The following is an 18,681-nucleotide window of genomic DNA, read 5'->3' on the forward strand; positions in this document are numbered from 1 at the left end:
TTGAGAGAAAAATGGGTACTTTACCAATTAGCCTGCGCACATCGCTAACTTCAGCTATGGAGAGAAGCAAAAATGCTACCGATCGGGATTTCAAGCGTGTCAGACCTCTAGTCGGGTGAATAACTTCCGACTGCCGACTTCCGACTTCGTAATAATACTTTATGATTTTCTCGATTTCCGATACTTTCATCAAACGCCCCGTCTTTGCAGCGGTGTGTTCGATTATCATTGCCCTGCTGGGAATTGCATTTATCCCTACATTACCAGTCGCGCAGTATCCTGAAATTGCTCCGCCGCAAGTCAGCGTCACTTCAAACTATGTCGGAGCAAATGCCTCAGTTGTTGAATCGACCGTTACCAACGTCTTAGAGCAAGAACTCAACGGTATCCAAGGCTTACGCTACATCAAATCGACCAGCGCTAACGATGGAACCAGTAGCATCAATCTGACATTTGAATTAGGACGCAACCAAGACTTAGCAGCGGTAGACGTGCAAAATCGGGTATCGACGGTACTATCGCGGTTGCCTGGACCCGTGACGCAGACAGGCGTGCAAGTCACGAAAGCTAACAACAACTTTTTGCTAGCATTTGGAGTTTATTCCGATCGCGATGAAAACAAAAAACAAGACATCTATGACGAAACTTATTTAAGCAACTATGCCGATCTCTACATTGCCGATGCACTCAAACGGATTAAAGGAGTTGGTGGTGTAGAAATCTTTGGCGAACGCAAATATGCAATGCGCTTGTGGCTCGACCCCAATCGCCTCGCCAGCCGCAACTTAACTCCCCAAGATGCGATCGCGGCATTGCAACAGCAAAACCTGCAAGTTGGGGCAGGACAGATCGGACAACCACCGAATAAATCCGAGCAACTGTACCAGTATGCAGTCAACGCCCAAGGCAGATTACAGAACGAGGAAGAATTTAACAACCTGGTTATTAGAACTGCTGAAGATGGCACTTTAATCAGACTGAGGGATATCGGTCGAGCAGAGTTGGGTGCGGAAAATTACAGTTCTCTGTTGCGGTTTACTGCAAGCGATCGCGTCACGCACCGGGGTGTAGGCTTAGGCATCAATCAGCAATTTGGCAGTAACGCCCTCGATACGGCGGCGGCTGTGAAGCAGGAAATGGAACGATTAAAAGAAACTTTTCCGCCTGGGATGCACTACGAAATTGCTTTCGATACCACGACATTTATCCAAGCTGGAACGGAAGAGGTGATCGTCTCGCTGCTGCAAGCGGTGGGATTGGTCGTCATTATCGTTTACATCTTCTTGCAAAATTGGCGATCGGCATTGGTGATTTCAATTGCCATGCCTGTAGCTTTAATCGGGACGTTTATTTTTGTCAAAATCTTCGGTTTTTCAATTAATACCCTGACTCTCTTTGGCTTAACTCTGGCAACGGGTTTAGTTGTAGATGATGCGGTGGTGATTGTCGAAGATATCACGCGCCGAATTCAAGATGATGGGATGCGACCTGTAGATGCAGCGATCGCCTCGATGAATTCGTTGTTTAGTGCCGTCATTGCCACTTCTCTCGTCTTGATTACCGTATTCGTTCCGGTGGCGTTTTTCCCTGGGACAACCGGACAGTTATACAGACAGTTTGCATTGACGATCGCCTTTTCGATTACCGTATCGACGTTTAATGCCGTAACATTTACGCCGATGCTGTCTGCGGTGTTACTCAGACGCGGGCAAGTCCCGAATAACTGGTTTTTTAATGGGATTAACTGGGCGATCGACAAAACCCGAATAATTTACAGTCGTAGTATTTCTAAGCTGACTAACGCTAAGGGAATTATTCTCGCCCTATTTGCAGTCGCGTTAGGGTTTACTTATTGGCTCTACAATTTCATTCCCGCAGGCTTTATTCCTGATGAAGACCAAGGGGTGTTTATTACTATCGTCCAAGCACCAGAAGGGGTATCGCTTAACTACACCGAAAAAGTTTTAGAAAAAGCCGAGGCAATACTCAAGGAAGTGCCAGAAGTGCAACAAGTTTTTGCTGTCGGTGGTTTTAGCTTCAGCGGTTCGACACCTAATAACGGCTTGATTTTTACCACTCTTAAACCGTGGGCAGAGAGACGAGGCGCAAACCAATCGTTACAAGCAATTATTGGCGGCTTTTTCCCCCAGCCTTCGGGTTTATTCCCGAAAATGCTGAGTATTCAAGAAGCTACCGTCATTCCGTTTAACTTTCCCGCGATCAATGGTGTGGGTAATTTTGGCGGTTTTGAGTTTCACCTACAAGATAGGGCAAATTTAGGCTTTGACGCGATGGGTACAGCCTTGGGTCAATTTATGGGTCGCGCCAGCACTTACCCATCTCCCGAACGACCGCAACTGACGGGTTTACGTCCTAATTTTAGTGCAAATACACCGCAAATTTCTGTAGAAGTCGATCGCGATAAGGCTAACGCGCTTGGGGTTCCGGTGGAAGATATTTTCAACACCCTACAAGCCTTTCTCGGTTCTACATACGTGAATGACTTCAACCAGTTCAATCGGGCGTATCGAGTTTACGTACAAGCTGATACTCAGTTTCGTTCCAACCCAGAAGATATTAAGAAATTGTACGTGCGATCGCGTAATGTCCCTGAAGGAGCGCAAACGGGTGAAATGATTTCGTTAGGTAACTTAGTTACCGTGAAAGAAATCATCGCCCCTTCAATTATCAACCACTACAACTTGTCCCGCTCGGTGGAAATCAACGGTTCCCCTGTCCCAGGGGTGAGTTCGGGACAAGCTATTAAAGCGATGGATGCAGTGGCAAAAGAAACACTACCAAGAGGATTTGGCTATGAGTGGTCTGGACTTTCTTTAGAAGAAGTCGAGTCTGGCGGACAGGCAATTTTTATCTTTGGTTTGGGCGTAATCTTCGTGTTTCTGACACTAGCAGCCCAGTACGAAAGCTTTGTCGATCCGTTTATTATTCTGCTGACAGTACCATTAGCAATTCTTGGCGCTTTACTTGCCGTTCTCGTTCGAGGTGCAGCCAACGATATTTACACTCAAGTTGGATTTGTGATGCTAATTGGGATGGCAAGTAAAAACTCAATTCTGATTGTCGAGTTTGCCAACCAACTGCACGATGAGGGATTGAGTATTACCAAGTCAGCCGTTGAGGCGGCGAAAGAACGCTTGCGACCGATTTTGATGACAGCCTTTTCCACGGTTGCGGGTGGTATTCCCCTGATGATAGCTACGGGTCCCGGTGCGGCGGCGCGTCAATCACTGGGAACGGCAACTTTCGGCGGGATGTGCGTTGCAACTGTGTTGAGTCTATTCGTCATCCCCGTGCTGTATATCATTATCAAGTCAATCGAAACTCGCTTCTCTAGGAAAGCGCCCGTCGATCGCAGTTTCTAGCTATTAACTTTTATTAAGATAGTTAGTAAGTCAAAAGGCAAAAGTCAAAAGTCAAAACGGGAAAATGTAGTTTTCCTAATACCCTTGGCTGCTATCTTTAGGCGAATTAAATGTGGCACAACTGACTCGAACTATCAAGCGATCGCTATATGTCGTTATCAAACACCCAGCCTCACGCAACTCAAACAGCTATACAGTCTCCGACCTGGCAAATTCAGCTGTTGTATGACAGCGAGTGTCCCTTGTGTATGCGTGAGGTCAATTTTTTGCGCAAACGAGATGCCAATCGGGGACTAGTCGAGTTTGTAGACATTGCAGACGAGAATTACAACCCCGCAGCTAATAGTGGAGTTGACTTTGAAACGGCAATGGGACGCATCCACGCTATTCTTCCTGACGGCACGATTGTCAAAAACGTAGAAGTTTTTCGCCGAGTTTACGAAATCTTGGGCATGGGTTGGGTCTATGCTGCAACCAAATTGCCTATAGTTGGTTCTATAGTCGATCGCCTCTACGGAATTTGGGCTGACTGGCGCTTAGCGCTAACGGGACGACCAGATCTGAAAACAATTATCGCCCAACGCCAACAAAAAACTGAGTGCGAAATCGAGGGACGCTGTAAACAGTGACCAATTACCAATTACCAATTACCATTGACCAATGACCAATAAAGCAACTTTTGGAGCCGGATGCTTTTGGGGTGTAGAAGCTGCTTTTCGCACCTGTAAAGGTGTTGTCTCCACTTCTGTTGGTTACATGGGCGGACATTTCGAGCATCCAAGCTATTTGGACGTACTCTCTCGGATTACGGGACACGCTGAGGTGTGCCAAGTAGAGTACGATCCTGCGGTAGTCAGCTATGAGACGCTACTCGACTTATTCTGGAGTATCCACGATCCGACAAGTTTAAATCGACAAGGTGCAGACCGAGGAGAACAATATCGCTCGGTCATTTTCTATCACACACCCGCACAAGAACAGATAGCTAGACATTCTCAAGCACAGTTAGAGCGATCGCATAAGTACGATAAGGCGATCGTGACTCAAATACAACCCGCTTCAACTTATTGGCTGGCGGAAGACTATCATCAACAATATTTGGAGAAGAAAGGGCAACACAATTTAAAATACTCAAGCGACTCCTGAGTTCTTGGCGCTGTTGTCTGCCCAATGATTCAATCTCATCAATTAAATTGGGCAGGTCAAAGTGATGCCACTGCTGATGGCGAAGTAACTCAGCGTGGGCTTGCGTCCAAGCAAAGAAATCTGTTTCATAGAGATTAGGCATAGTGCGATCGCTGTCATCCTCTAAATCAATATGACACATGACACAATTCACTTTAGTTATTGGCAATAAGAATTACTCTTCTTGGTCGCTACGCCCTTGGCTAGTTTTAAAACAAATTGGCGTAGATTTTAACGAAATCAGAATTCCACTCGACACACTACAATTTCGCCAAGAAATTTTTCGCTACAGCCCGACTGGAAAAGTGCCAGTATTGCAGCATGGAGATATTACAATTTGGGAATCTTTGGCAATTTGCGAATATTTAATCGAACAATTTCCCGCTGCTAAATTATTACCAACTCAACTAGCTGCCCGTGCCTTAGCACGATCGATTAGTGCCGAAATGCACGCAGGTTTTCAAAATTTGCGTCAAAATATGCCCATGAATTGCCGCAGTCACTTTCCTGGTAAAGGGATGAAACCAGGAGTACAAGAAGATGGAGTACAAGAAGATATAGATCGCATCACCACAATTTGGCGTGAATGCCGCGAAAAATTTGGCAATAATAACGGCGATCTGCTGTTCGGTCACTTTACAATTGCTGATGCCATGTTTGCCCCAGTTGTCTCCAGGTTTATTACTTACGGAGTCAAATTAGATCCGATTTGCCAAGACTACGCCGAAGTAATTCGGCATCTTCCTGCCATGCAAGCCTGGATAACTGCGGCACAAGTCGAACCAGAACATTTAGAGCAGTACGATAATTTGTGATGAGTGGTGCGTGGTGCGTGACCAATTACCAATTACCAAATCTATTGTCCCATCGCAGGTTGAATCGATAACTTGTATTTTAACTCTGACTGTGCTTTTCCTTTGTATCCACCTTTGACTGGTGCGGCACTTTGAGGAATGGCACTAGCAGCTACAGCAATGTGACCGTCAGCCACAGCTAACCCGTGTGTAGGGTCGAAACCCCGCCAGCCCCCGCCTGGTAAGAACACCTCAGCCCAAGCGTGAAGATGGCGATCGTTTGCATCGGGGTCGCCTTCTTGGTAGCCACTAACAAAACGTGCTGCTAGACCTATAGCACGACAAACTTCCATAAATAAAATTGCTGAATCGCGACAAGAACCAGATTTTTCTGTCCAAGTAATACTTGGAGGTAAAGGTGCGCCCGTCTCGCGAATAACTTGCTGGCAATTTTGATAAATTCGTTCGTTTAGTGCTGTTAAAAATCCTACCGTTTCCCCATTTTGGGCGTGATGAATTTCTTGTGCCAGTTGAATGGCAATTGGATCTATTCCTGCTGTATTCCAATATCCTTGTAGATATGGTTGGAGTTGCGATCGCAACGAAGTTGGATAATCAATTGGTAGTTTATTCGCCCACGGTTCTAACAGAAAACCAAACGGATTGGTGCAGTGAGTTTCTACTTGCGATCGCGTTTGAATTTCTAATAATTCTGTAGTTTGCGAACCAAACCAAACTTTAATTGCCGCATTGCCATCCAAATCGATAATTTGAGACTGACTCACGGGAGTTGGCAATATCTCTAGTTCAAAGTTCTGCAACGTTTGCCATCCATCCGACCGAGGGCGCAATCGAATTGTGTGCGGCTCTAAAGTTATTGGTTGGCTGTAGGTGTAGATTGTTTTGTGTACGATTTGATATTGCATTAAGGCGGTGAGTCGTGAGTCTTAAATGGGAACATGAGGAGCGATTCTTATTGAAGATTTGAAAGTTGAGCAGGCTCGTCTAGCTTTAACAAAGCCTACCGCAAACGCCCCGATCGCAGGATACTAAAAATCAGCCACAATCCCAACAAACTTGCTACTGCAAATAGGACGCTACTGAGCCACGATAGCTGTGCTGTCTGGGCTTTGGAAGAAATAATCGCTGCGCCCATAATTAACGAGCCAACTAATACGCTAAACGAGAGGCGGTTAGCAGAGTCATCAAGGGTACGACGTATGCTATCTAATCCCCGTACCGATAAATTCCATTGCAATGTCTCTGAGGTCACGCGGTCTAATAACAGTTCGATCTGGCGGGGGGATTGCAGCGAAAGACTTTTGATATCGAGGGCTGTTCGTAATAAAGATTCTACAGGACGATTGCCTAATAACTGGCGACGAAACAAGTCTGTTAACAAAGGTTTGACTTCATCGAGAAAATTAATTTCTGGATTAAATTGACGTGCTAATCCTTCCAAATTGGCAAGGGTTTTTGCATACAAACCCATATTACTCGGCAAGCGGATTTTATTGTTACGAGCAACTTGCAGTAATTCATAAATAATTTGACTGAAATTGATTTGAGACAGATCTAAGTTATAGTACTTCCGTAACATGCGATCGTAATCGTTTTCCAATCGCGATAAAATTACGGGTTGAGCTGAATCTGACAATTGTAATGTCAACTGACTGCATCGTTGAGCGTCAATATCAACAATTGCCAACAACATTTCTACTAAAATTTGCTGAGTCCGAGGATCGAGTTTGCCTACCATCCCGCAATCTAACAGCGCAACGCGCCCATCTTTGAGATAGAAAATATTGCCGGGATGCGGGTCGGCATGGAAGAATCCATCAATATAAAGCTGCTGGAAAAAAGCCCGAAATAGCAAAGTCGTAATTTCTTGTCGTTTGGTTTCTGGAGAAACACCATTATTTTCAGCAAAGTTTGCCGCTAATAAAGGGACTCCATCTAACCATTCCATCACTAACAATTTTTCTGTGGTCAAGTCCCAGAAAATTTCTGCTATGACTAATTGCTGTGGATCGAACCACCGACTAGCTGACAAATTGCGGCGTAATTGTTCGGCAAAATGTGCTTCTCTCGTGAAGTCTAGTTCTGCCTCTAATGCAGATGTAAATTCATTCGCTAAAGATTTAATCTCATAATTCTGACCGAACTCACTTCGCGCTACTAAATCGGCGACTCCTTGAATTAAGGAAATATCTTGAGCGACGATCGCATCAATCCCGGGACGTTGCACTTTGATAGCAACTTCTCGACCATCTGTCAACGTAGCACGATGAATTTGACCGATCGATCCAGCGGCAACAGCTTGAAAGTTAATTTTACTGAAAGTTTCTTCTAAAGGTTTTTTAAGCTGTTGGCGAATCGCAACTTCAATTTCTGCCCAAGGCACGGGTGGAACATCATCCTGTAGGGTTGACAGCTCATCAATATAAGAAGCAGGTAATAGATCGGGGCGGGTAGACATGAGCTGCCCGAATTTAACATAAACAGGTCCCAAATCCACCAGAATTTTACGCAATACGGCTGGTGTCGGTAACTGAGGCTCGTCTGTTTTGCCCCCAGTTAGCAGCCGTCGCATGTAGTCCCAGCCGTTACGGAACAGAATTTCAGCGATTTCTCGTTGACGAGAAGTGTTTTGAGTTAGGAACACAGTTTAGGTAGTTGGTAATGGGTAATGGGTAATTGGTTGTTAGTCATTAGTCATTAGTCGTTGGTAAGTTCTTCACGCACTAGTCACCAGCCACTAGCCACGAGTCACTGACAACTAATAACTGACTACTCATAATGGTATGCAGCAAGGAATTACGATGCAGCAGAAGCCAGCAGACGTTTTTTGAGATTTGAGAATTTGCCTGGCACGGGAACAAGCCTGAAATCGTTGAGTTGATAATTTCATGGCTGATAATAGACTTTGCCGCACGAGCAAGTGTTTGACATAAGCAGAGCAAGATTGGCTGCCATACAAAATCCTGTGCGAGCAATCAAAGCCTTTACGAGGAGAAACAGATCTCTGATAAAACTCAATCAAGTTTAACGCTACTGTTCTGGCGGCTGCATCCCACTGGCTTGTCAGCATAACTATTCATCTCGCTACCAACAGTCAATTTCTATCCTAAATAGCAACTTAACTCATCTGCCACAAGGGGAAGAAGAGAGCTGAGGGGGCGGAGGAAGCTGAGGGAGCTGAGGTAGCAAGTCGCAAGTCGCAAGTCGCAAGTCGCAAGCCACGCACCACCCAACTACCAACTACCAACTACCAATTACCCCTTTACAATAAATGACTAAATTTAGGATTATCCTGCAATAATTTCAAAACTTGTTTGATTTCTTGAGTGCGGTCTTTCTTGACGATGAGGGTAACGTTACGATCGCGCACGATGACGACATCTTCTAAGCCAATAGTCACAACGACATCTTCGTCGTTCTCAGCATAAACTAAGCTGCCTGCGGTATCTAGCCCGACATGATGACCGACTTCGACGTTGGGGGTTTCTCCTTGGAGCAAACGGGCGATCGCATTCCAGTCGCCTAAATCGTCCCAACCAAAGTCGGCTGGTAGCACGTAGGCAAGTTTGGTTTTCTCCATCAGAGCATAATCGATGCTAATTTTGGGCAACTGGGAGTAAGCCGCTCTGCCTTGCTGTTTGAGGGGGATGAGGATGTCTGGGGCGTGGGTATGCAGTTCTTTGAGTACCACCCCGGCTCGAAAGATAAACATGCCGCTATTCCAGCAAAACCGCCCCGTGGAGAGAAATTCTTCGGCTGTATGTAGGTCTGGTTTTTCGGTAAAGCGGTTGACGCGATAGACAGGTAAGTTACCATAAATTCCAGTCCGATCGCCTTGCTCGATATAACCGTAGCCAGTTGCCGGGTAGCTGGGCTTAACTCCCAGTGTGGCGATCGCATCTGTGGTGGCAGCTAATTGAGCAGCAGCTTGTAGAGTGTGTTGAAACCCTGGCAAATCTCCAATCCAAGGATCGGCAGGAAAAAAACCTATAACAGCGTCTTCCCCGTAGCGTTGCGCTATTTCCAACGTACTCCAAGCTACGGCTGGGGCTGTATCTCGCCCTTCTGGTTCTGCCAAAATGTTGTGGGCTGGCATCTGGGGGAGTTGTGCGGCTACTCCCTCGGCAAGTTGGCTTGATGTCACCACCCAGAGATTTTCCCAATTCCCTGCTAGAGGTAAGAGGCGATCGGCTGTCGCTTGCAGTAAACTTTTACCGCTACCATCTAAACTTAAAAACTGTTTGGGGCGATGCCTGCGGCTGAGGGGCCAAAAACGTTCGCCTTTACCTCCAGCCAAAATCACAGGGATGAGAGAACCATTCATAAGCGTTCGCGTCAAAAATTGTTAAATCTGCTTTCGAGTTTACTTTGCTTTTGCTAAAGGCAATCGTAACTTATTGGATTACTATTTCTGTAGGGTTTGGCTTGGGGGAATAAGTTGTTGTGATTGGTGTACTAAAACGAGTCGATCGGCGGTTGAAACGACAACTGCAAGAAGTGGAGGTGAGGCGATCGCTGTCTGTCACTCGCCACAATTTCTTGACTTTTCGCCGTTGGTTGTGGTTTCAGATGACAAGAAACCGTCTCCTATTTTGGATTGGCGTAGTTAATCTGTCGATCTTGCTAGGAGCAATGGTGGCGCTGCTACTACCAATTTGGGGCAGTCGCACTTCTTCTGACTTGCTATCTAGAGACTCTCCGCAACCGCGTAGTACTTTCCTCCGCAATGGCTTGCCCTACAATCTCTCCCGTCCGGTAAATATTCTCGTTCTGGGTATCGAACCTCCTCCTAACACCATCGGGTATCATCCTAAATCTGCGTCGGCAACTGGGACTAGCGATACAATGCTGTTAATCCGCTTCAACCCCGCTCGCCCAGCCATCAGGGTACTTTCAATTCCTAAAGATAGTCAAGTTGTCTTACCCAAGCTCGGTCTAGATAAAATTTCTCGTGCTTATGCCTTGGGAGGCGCACCTTTAGCAGCGCGAGTTGTCAGCCGCACGTTAAATAATGTCCCGATCGATCGCTATCTCAGCATCAATACAGATGCTTTGCGGCAATTGGTAGATCGAATCGGAGGGATTGAGGTATTTGTTCCCGAACGCATGGCATACCAAGACCGGACGCAACGGTTGCAGATCGATCTAGAACAAGGCTGGCAAACTTTAAGTGGGGAACAAGCAGAACAGTTTGCTCGTTTCCGCGCCTCAAACCAGGGAGATCTCGATCGCGTCCAGCGCCAGCAGATGTTGATTGCAGCTTTGCGCGATCGCCTTACCAGTCCGGCAATACTACCCCAACTGCCGGAAATTACCAAAATTATGCAAACTGCGGTTGAAACCAATCTCAGCCCAGAAGAACTGCGGGCGATCGTGCGTTTTAGCGTCCAAATGAAGCCGGAACACTGGCAAATGCTTCTATTACCAGGAGATCTCAGCCCTTACAGTCAAGACCCCAGCAGCTATTGGCTCTATACTTCAGGTCAAGACCAGATTATGAGTCAGTACTTTGGTACTTCTACGATTGGGGCTGCACCCAAACCCAAACCGCTGACAAGTCTGAAAATTGCCGTGCAAAATGCTTCGGGCAAACCCCAATTGAGTCAAAAAGTCGTCCGCTATCTCAAGCAAAAAGGCTTTACCAACGTCTATGTAGTCTCCGATTGGTCGGATATTCAGCGCCAGACAAATATCATTGCTCAAAAAGGCGATACCGCAGCAGCAACTAAAATTCAGCAAATCTTAGGTGTCGGCAATATTGAAGCCGCCGCGATCGGCGATTTGGATTCTTCGCTCACAATCCGTGTTGGTAAAGACTGGCGGTGAGCAAAAGTCAAAAGTCAAAAGTCAGAAGTCAAAATTTGCCTCTCGCCACTTTCGATCTCGCACCACACCGCACCGCAACACACACAACGCAACTACCAACTACCAACTACCAACTACCAACTACCAACTACCAACTATTAAATGTCTTACCTATCTCTTGAATTAAATCTGTAACTACGGCAATCAGCGTGTCTGGATCGATGGGTTTAGGTAAATGACGTTGAAAGCCAGCCGCGATCGCTTGAGTCCGATCCTCAAGTCTGGCAAATCCTGTCATCGCGATCGCCGGAATCTGCCGATGTGCTGTTGTTTTCGTTCTGAGCTGACGAATCAACGCATATCCATCTTCTCCAGGCATTCCTATGTCACTGACTAGCAAATCTGGCTGGAAAGCTTCTAGGGCTTGCAAAGCTGCTTGTACTGAGCCAGCAGTATACGTCTTTGCACCGCTCGTTTGCAAAATCACTGCAATCACTTCACAGCTATCTGGTTCGTCATCAACGACCAACACGCGCAAGTTATTGAGCGGTAATGGAGGAGTGAGAGAAGAAGAGAGCTGAGGGAGCCCAGGAAGCTGAGGAAGCTGAGGGAGAAAGATCGCTTTGGCTTCTTCCTTGTCTCCCTTGTCCTCCTTGTGCGGCTCCCGATTCCCCAGTACGGGCGCACTGCTGTGCGCCCCTACCGACTCCCGACTTTCCATCCCCATCAAAGGCAATAATACTGTAAACGTGGCTCCCTGTCCTTCTCCCAGGCTCTCGACGGCTACCGAACCACCATGCATTTCCACCAGATAGCGCACGATCGCCAAGCCAAGTCCTAGCCCCTTGTAGTTGCGGGTAGTCGAAGCATCCGCTTGCCGAAATAACTCGAATACATGGGGTAAAAACTCAGTCGCAATACCTTTACCAGTGTCACTAACTGTAATTTGAGCGTAAGTTGGATTGGTAGTGAGTGGGGGTAAGCCATTCGCCCGTACAAGAAAGTCAGGGGACGCTGTACCTCCTGCGGTTGGCTTCTCGCTCTCTGGAGCTACTGACAAGCGCACTTCAACCCGCCCACCAAATGGCGTGAATTTAATCGCATTTGTGAGTAGATTCCAGGCAACTTGTTGTAAGCGATTGGGATCGCCATAAGCGAAACCGAGATCGCGATCGAGGAAGATCTGTAAATCGATTGATTTGGCTTGAGCGCTCAACTCAACTGTTTCGATCGCGGCTTGAATTGGGGTAGCTAAATTGAGTGGAATAAACTGTAACTTCAATTTACCCTGAACGATGCGAGACACGTCGAGCAGGTCTTCAATCAATTGAGTTTGTACTTGAGCGTTGCGCAAGATCGTACTAATTGCCCGCTGTAGTGTTGTTTCATCTCGTCGTCCCGATTCGAGAATTGTCGCCCAACCTAAAATTGCATTCAATGGCGATCGCAATTCATGCGAAAGCATGGCGAGAAACTCGTCTTTAATCCGGTTGGCAGATTCAGCAGCATTACGGGCAACTTGCTCTAACTCGAATAGCCGCGCTTGTTCTTGTTCGAGTTGTTTGCGTTGCGTGATCTCCCAGGCAATGCCAAACAATCCTACTGGGTTTCCCGAGCGATCGTAAATTGCCCGTCCTTTATCTAAAACCCATGCAATTGAGCCATCTGGTTTGAGAATGCGAAATTCGCAGCTATAGGTTCCTATTTTCAAGGCAGCTTGAATCTCAGTTTGAAATAGCTCTCGATCGTCGGGATGAACGAGATTCAACACTTGCTCGAATGTCCCCACGATCTCGCCGTCACCAATTTCCGATACGTTACCCGCATTCTCCAAACGGCGAACTTCTCCGGTTTGCAGGTTCCAAGTATAGGCAGTGAGATCGGCTGCTTCAAGCGCAAATCGTAAATTCGCTTCTGAAAGCTGCATTTGTTCGATCGCTTTGGCGCGTTCCTGCCGCAGGTTTTGCTTTTCTAGAGCTTCGCGCACGGCGATCGCGAGGCGATAGGGTTTTCCCTTACGGACGTAATCTGTCGCTCCCCGCTTCATGGCTGTCACGGCAACTTCTTCCGTACCGCTATCCGTAAATAAAATCACCGGACAATCGGGATACTTAGTTTTGACTGCATCTAAAATAGCTAGTCCATCGCTCCAATGCAATTGATGATCTGTGATGACGAGATCGAATCCGCCTGCTGCTAGAGTGCGTTCAAACTCAGCTGCATCGATCGCCGTTTGAATTTCTATTTCAGCAAACTCGCGTTGAAGTTCGCGACTTTCGAGCTTGCGATCGCTGGGATTATCGTCTATCAACAGAATACGTAACATTCGATTTTTTATTTTTTTCCTTTAGCATTTTTAGTAATATGGCATTATCCAAATCTTATTAAAAGAAGATTAATTTAAGGTATGTCGTTAAGAAAGTTTTAGCAATCGATTTTCCGCAACAAATTATACAATTTTTAGCAATTGGTATTGCTCTTTTAATAATTCCGCTTGCATTATATCGCAAGAAAATAATAACATCAGCTTATTATTAAACAACTGAAAAAGAACTAAAAAAGTAGCAATAACTCGTCCATATACTATCGCAATGCAATTTTGGGATGCGACGGGGCAAGAAAGCTAAAATCGGTCTAAATCAACATAAAATCACTCGCTAAAATAGTTTGGACTAGAAAATACGCCGATGGCATTTCATCAAGTTTTGGCTTCAGAAAAACTGCTCGATCGCGTTGCTAAGCGGTTCGATCCGCGTCAAAGCTTGAGGGCGCGGCTAGGCTTAACAATATGTAGTATCGCGCTAGTCATGGCAATCATGGCGAGTATTACGGTCAGTGCTACGGCGAGCGATCGCGTCAAAACTGATGCTGGCATTGCGTTAGAGCAGTTAGCATACCAAGTATCTGACAAACTCGATCGCGGTATGTTCGAGCGCTATCGCGAGATCCAAAACCTGACAGAGCTAGATCTGCTCAGCAATCCCAATTCTCCTCGATCCCAAAAGCGATCGCTGCTCGACAGGCTACAAAGCACCTATCCTACTTATAGCTGGATTGGCTTGACAGATGCCACAGGTAAGGTTCTCGTCAGTACGGGTAAGCTGTTAGAAAATCTCAGCGTCGCTCGACGACCGTGGTTTCAAAACGCCCGTACTCAAGCAGCGGTGGGCGACGTTCACGAAGCCATGCTCTTAGCCAAGCTGCTACCAAATCCAACCAACGAACCCCTACGATTTATCGACATCTCAGCTCCCGTGACTGACTCGGCGGGTCAGTATGCAGGCGTGCTAGGCGCTCATCTCAGTTGGACGTGGGCAAAAGAAATTCGGGACTCTTTACTGCAACCGCTACAAAATCGATCGCAGGTGGAAGTTTTCATCTTTAGTGCCTCTGGCAAAGTGCTACTCGCGCCCATCGAGCTGCAAGAAAGAATTCCCTCGTTGCCTAGTCTACAGACATTGCAACAGCAAGGCAACGGCTACGCGCTCGAAACCTGGTCGGACGGCGATCTCTATCTCACGGGTTTTGCCCGTAGTACAGGGTATCGCAATTACCCCGGACTCGGTTGGACGGTTGTGGTGAGGCAACAAGCCGATCTCGCACTTGCATCCGTGCGAACTTTACAACGGCAGATTTTTACTCAAGATCTGACATTAGGGATATTATTCGCCATTGCTGGATGGTTTATTATGCGTCGCCTCACCTATCCCTTACTCGCGATCGCAACAGCAGCAGATCGTCTGCGTCAAGGGAACGCAAATACAGAACTACCTTTAATTACCAGCAGCGATGAAATTGGGCGACTATCTCGTTCGTTAAAGCATCTCGTCCGCACTTTATTCGAGCAACAGCAGCAACTCAATCTCAGTAACGAACAATTGCAAATTCAATTAACCGAACGTCAACACGCCGCCGCCGAAATTCAGCAACTCAACGCCACCTTAGAACAAAAAGTAAGCGATCGCACGGCACAACTTCAGGATATCAATCAAGAATTAGAAGCTTTTGCTTATTCGGTTTCCCACGATTTACGCGCACCACTACGGACGATCCAGGGATTTGCCCAAGCATTGAAAGAAGATTATAGCGATCGCCTTGATGACTTGGGTAACGAATATCTTCAGTCAATTACCGCAGACGCAGTGCAGATGGATCGGCTGATTACCGAGTTACTAGCCTACAGCCAGCTGACGCGCACGAAAATTACCTTACAACCCGTCGCATTAATGGCAACGATCGAATCTGCCTGCAAACAATTAGAAATGGATTTACAAGAAAAGCAGGCAGAAATTACAGTCACAACACCTCTACCAACCGTTTTGGCACATAGCCCCACCCTAACCCAAGCGATCGCCAATTTGCTCAGTAATGCCCTCAAGTTTATCAAACCAGAAAGCCGTCCGCAGGTTGAAATCAAATACCAGCTCGCCCAACGCGATCGACAGCAATGGGTGCGCCTGTGGATTATCGATAACGGCATCGGAATTGCATCAAGCGATACCGAACGAATCTTCCGCATTTTCGAGCGCCTGCACGGAATTGAAACCTATCCAGGTACGGGCATCGGCTTAGCGATCGTGCGTAAAAGCATCGAACGCATGGGCGGCTGCGTCGGCGTAGAATCGCAACTAGGGCAAGGAAGCCGATTTTGGATTGAATTACCTCTTTATGAGGGAGCAGGGAGCAGGGAGTAGGGAGCAGGGAGACAAGGGAGAGCGGGGGGAGGATTCTTCGAGTGTCCTCCCACACTTCCCACACTTTATTTACTACCAGCCACTAGCCACCAGCCGCTAGTCACTGACCAATGACAACTAACACCCAAAACAATAAATCTTCTGGGTTTCTAGTCGGTCGAAGATGGCAGAAGGTGAGATGTCAGTACCAATGTTGTGTCGGTTTAGTTGGACTTGCAGACCCGTGAGTGGATCGTGACCGGGGGCAACGAGAAATTCTAGTCGCTGGACGTAGGGTAAGGTTGATATGCTGTCGAGAATTTGCGCGATCGCCTTTAGATAAGGATGATTTGGTTGCTGATACCAGTCTGGTGTAGCTAGTTCGGGTTGATCTAAGCCAACGTGAAATGTTAGGGAAGGTTGACCGAACAGTGCTACTGCTAACGGTCGTGCCTCTTCCTGCAATAGCAAATCATGTGTCCTGACTATGTGTCGTAGCTTTTCTAACCGTTCGTAACGTTGCGTGACGGATAAAGATTCTTCTTGCCAGTGAATTGCCACAGCAACCAAGTATGTTTGTAAGAGCATATGCCCTAGCTTGCTGGCTTTGGTGGCAAGGTAGTTAGAGTTGTAATCGTTAGCTTCAATCAGCAGCGGCACGCGATCGACGACTTCTAAACCGTACCCCTTCAACCCAGCAATTTTGCGGGGGTTGTTGGTAATTAACCGAATTTGTTTCACGCCCAGATCGTTGAGAATTTGCGCCCCTACCCCGTAGTTGCGCAAGTCGGCGGGAAAGCCGAGGCGTTCGTTGGCTTCTACGGTGTCTAGTCCCATGTCTTGTAGGGAATACGCCTTCAATTTGTTAATTAAGCCAATGCCTCTTCCCTCTTGACGTAGGTAAACGACAACTCCCGCGCCTGCATGTTCGATCGTTTTCAAAGCTGCTTGTAGTTGCATCCGACAGTCGCAGCGCAGCGAACCCAAAGCATCGCCCGTGAGACATTCTGAATGCATCCGCACCATCACGGGGCGATCGCGAAATTGAGCCGGATCGCCTTTAACAATTGCTACGTGTTCGGAGTTATCTACGCTGTTGCGATAAGCATAGATCTGAAATTCACCGAAGGAAGTCGGTAATTGAGCAATAGTCTCGCGAGTCACAAATCGCTCGTTTTGCAAGCGATAGCTAATCAGATCGGCAATACTAATAATTTTCAGTTGGTGATGTTTGGCGTATTCCATCAACTGATTCAATCGTGCCATTGAACCATTGGGGTTTTGAATTTCACAGATCACTCCCGCCGGATACAGCCCTGCTAATTGAGCTAAATCGATCGCTGCTTCTGTATGTCCAGCACGTTTGAGTACTCCACCCGTCCTGGCGCGGATGGGAAAAATATGACCGGGACGGCGCAGATCTGAGGGTTTTGTGGCGGGGTTAATCGCTACTTGAATCGTGCGGGCGCGATCCTCAGCAGAAATACCCGTCGTCACGCCTAAATGTGTCGCAGCATCGATACTTACTGTAAAAGCAGTTTGGTTACTGTCGGTGTTATTGGTTACCATCAACGGTAAATCGAGTTCGTCCAAGCGCTCGCCCGTCATTGCCAAACAGATTAATCCCCGCGCCTCCACTGCCATGAAATTGATCGTGTCTGGGGTCGCAAACTGAGCGGCACAAATGAGGTCGCCCTCATTCTCGCGATTTTCGTCATCTACTACAACAATAGAGCGTCCAGCTTTAAGGTCGGCGAGAGCGGCATCGATCGAGTCAAACACAAAAGATTGATTAGAAGCGTTCTGAGGCTGCACAAAAATACATCACAAACAAAATCTATCTCTGATTTTAGCCGCTTTAACTGGACTAGGGATAAAAGGAGATCTAACCATTTTCAATTAAATGAGATCCGCGATTTGTAGGAACGCATAGCCGTGCGCCCTTACTCACGTAGCTATTATTTCACCCCGACTCGCCGATTCCAGGCTCGATATCCCAAGGCAAAGATACCTAAAATTGTGCCAACAGCAATCGAAGGTTCCGGTACGGCAACAGTAGATCGATTTTCCTTGACTTCTACTAAGGTTAAGTTTGTCACGCGATCGAAAGTACGAGAAAAGAGACCTTCAGTTGAAGCTGATGCAGATTCTCGATCGCCACCAAAATTTGTAGTCAAACTAATATTACTCAGATTTAATTGAGTCCCATCACTGGAATTAAAATTGAGAAAATCGTTGTTTCCAGAAGTCACATTTCCTGAAATTGTAAATGAGTCTAGAAGCGTCCAACTATCTACATTACTAGTATCATATAAGGCAAAAGAAACCGTACCGTCAGCGATCGCAGTTTCAGTTTGTGGATTGTCTATGGATGTTGTTAAATTTAAATCGGCATCGAAATTAAAAGAAAAAGTTTCGCCACTATTGACGCTAAAGTTCCCTAAAACTCCAGCAAAACTGTCTGCCGTACCGGAGTAGTTGTTACCAGTACCATCAGTACTACTAAATGATGAGTTAAAAGCAGATGGTGGTTCCGTAATAAAGTTTGCTATTGCATCTGTACTAGCATTCACGTTGCCATCTGTGGCAAAAGTATTCGTAAAAGTGTCAGTAATTACCTCGCTATCGAAGGGGTTATGGCTAAAATTGTCAATTATAACTGTAGATTCAGAACTAGCAAAAGTGGCAGCAATACTAGGGATTGCCTCTAAAACAATTAATGGTATGGCTAATGGCAAGGCTGGTGCGAGCGATCGCACAATTCTTGAATTCAGTTTTAGTTTTGGCACGAAAATCCTCCTCACATCAATCTCACTCAAA

Annotated in this window: 14 protein-coding genes and 1 pseudogene; 7 read left to right on the plus strand and 8 right to left on the minus strand. The window is 46.6% G+C overall.

The window, feature by feature from the left end; translation table 11 throughout:
* Window positions 1-161: 161 nt before the first annotated feature.
* The 3 genes from M5J74_RS23260 (at window position 162) to msrA (ending at window position 4,529) form a co-directional block, all read left to right on the plus strand.
* A complete protein-coding gene (locus M5J74_RS23260) occupies window positions 162-3,383 on the plus strand; it encodes an efflux RND transporter permease subunit (RefSeq protein ID WP_250013415.1) in 3,222 nt (1,073 codons plus the stop codon).
* 149 nt (window positions 3,384-3,532) lie between these two features.
* Window positions 3,533-4,012 carry a thiol-disulfide oxidoreductase DCC family protein gene (locus M5J74_RS23265; RefSeq protein ID WP_250013417.1) on the plus strand — a complete coding sequence of 160 codons (480 nt, stop codon included), beginning with the start codon at window positions 3,533-3,535 and terminating at the stop codon, window positions 4,010-4,012.
* A gap of 31 nt (window positions 4,013-4,043) precedes the next feature.
* A complete protein-coding gene (gene msrA, locus M5J74_RS23270) occupies window positions 4,044-4,529 on the plus strand; it encodes a peptide-methionine (S)-S-oxide reductase MsrA (RefSeq protein ID WP_250013419.1) in 486 nt (161 codons plus the stop codon).
* Here msrA and M5J74_RS33640 read toward each other — a convergent pair.
* Window positions 4,507-4,671 (minus strand): annotated as a pseudogene (locus M5J74_RS33640) (DUF29 family protein); the annotation flags it as partial. The gene msrA and the pseudogene M5J74_RS33640 sit on opposite strands and share 23 nt — an antisense overlap.
* 37 nt (window positions 4,672-4,708) lie before the next feature.
* On the opposite strand from M5J74_RS33640, the gene M5J74_RS23275 reads away from it, so the two are divergent.
* Entirely contained in the window at window positions 4,709-5,383 is a 675-nt protein-coding gene (locus M5J74_RS23275) for a glutathione S-transferase family protein (RefSeq protein WP_250013420.1), read from the plus strand.
* Window positions 5,384-5,424: 41 nt separating this feature from the next.
* Here the strand turns inward: M5J74_RS23275 and M5J74_RS23280 are convergent, their stop codons facing one another.
* The 4 genes from M5J74_RS23280 to M5J74_RS23295 form a co-directional block, all read right to left on the minus strand.
* Window positions 5,425-6,288: a transglutaminase family protein gene (locus M5J74_RS23280; protein WP_106166958.1), complete on the minus strand. Its 864-nt coding sequence runs from the start codon at window positions 6,286-6,288 to the stop codon at window positions 5,425-5,427.
* 95 nt (window positions 6,289-6,383) lie between these two features.
* Window positions 6,384-8,027: an AarF/ABC1/UbiB kinase family protein gene (locus M5J74_RS23285; RefSeq protein WP_106166959.1), complete on the minus strand. Its 1,644-nt coding sequence runs from the start codon at window positions 8,025-8,027 to the stop codon at window positions 6,384-6,386.
* A 129-nt stretch (window positions 8,028-8,156) separates the two neighbouring features.
* Window positions 8,157-8,453 carry a membrane protein insertion efficiency factor YidD gene (yidD, locus tag M5J74_RS23290; protein WP_106166960.1) on the minus strand — a complete coding sequence of 99 codons (297 nt, stop codon included), beginning with the start codon at window positions 8,451-8,453 and terminating at the stop codon, window positions 8,157-8,159.
* A 192-nt stretch (window positions 8,454-8,645) separates the two neighbouring features.
* Window positions 8,646-9,707 (minus strand): mannose-1-phosphate guanylyltransferase, encoded by a 1,062-nt coding sequence (locus M5J74_RS23295; RefSeq protein ID WP_106166961.1) that lies wholly within the window; start codon window positions 9,705-9,707, stop codon window positions 8,646-8,648.
* A 119-nt stretch (window positions 9,708-9,826) separates the two neighbouring features.
* Here M5J74_RS23295 and M5J74_RS23300 point away from each other — a divergent pair, with 119 nt between their 5' ends.
* Together M5J74_RS23300 and M5J74_RS23305 are read left to right on the plus strand one after the other, a co-directional pair.
* On the plus strand, window positions 9,827-11,209 hold the full coding sequence (locus tag M5J74_RS23300; protein WP_250013422.1) for an LCP family protein: 1,383 nt from the start codon (window positions 9,827-9,829) through the stop codon (window positions 11,207-11,209).
* Entirely contained in the window at window positions 11,206-11,370 is a 165-nt protein-coding gene (locus tag M5J74_RS23305; RefSeq protein ID WP_250013424.1) for a hypothetical protein, read from the plus strand. The genes M5J74_RS23300 and M5J74_RS23305 overlap by 4 nt, the downstream gene beginning before the upstream one ends.
* Here M5J74_RS23305 and M5J74_RS23310 read toward each other — a convergent pair.
* On the minus strand, window positions 11,337-13,514 hold the full coding sequence (locus M5J74_RS23310; protein WP_250013426.1) for a response regulator: 2,178 nt from the start codon (window positions 13,512-13,514) through the stop codon (window positions 11,337-11,339). The two genes, M5J74_RS23305 and M5J74_RS23310, sit on opposite strands and share 34 nt — an antisense overlap.
* A 361-nt stretch (window positions 13,515-13,875) precedes the next feature.
* On the opposite strand from M5J74_RS23310, the gene M5J74_RS23315 reads away from it, so the two are divergent.
* Window positions 13,876-15,882 (plus strand): ATP-binding protein, encoded by a 2,007-nt coding sequence (locus tag M5J74_RS23315; RefSeq protein ID WP_250013427.1) that lies wholly within the window; start codon window positions 13,876-13,878, stop codon window positions 15,880-15,882.
* A gap of 117 nt (window positions 15,883-15,999) precedes the next feature.
* Here the strand turns inward: M5J74_RS23315 and ribBA are convergent, their stop codons facing one another.
* Window positions 16,000-17,676, minus strand: coding sequence for a bifunctional 3,4-dihydroxy-2-butanone-4-phosphate synthase/GTP cyclohydrolase II (ribBA, locus tag M5J74_RS23320; protein WP_106169263.1), 1,677 nt, complete (start codon window positions 17,674-17,676; stop codon window positions 16,000-16,002).
* A 143-nt stretch (window positions 17,677-17,819) separates the two neighbouring features.
* On the minus strand, window positions 17,820-18,650 hold the full coding sequence (locus M5J74_RS23325) for a hypothetical protein (RefSeq protein WP_250013429.1): 831 nt from the start codon (window positions 18,648-18,650) through the stop codon (window positions 17,820-17,822).
* Between the last annotated feature and the right edge of the window lie 31 nt (window positions 18,651-18,681).

Source organism: Chroococcidiopsis sp. CCNUC1 (assembly GCF_023546805.1).
In the GTDB taxonomy this organism is placed as follows: Bacteria; Cyanobacteriota; Cyanobacteriia; order Cyanobacteriales; family Chroococcidiopsidaceae; genus Chroococcidiopsis; species Chroococcidiopsis thermalis.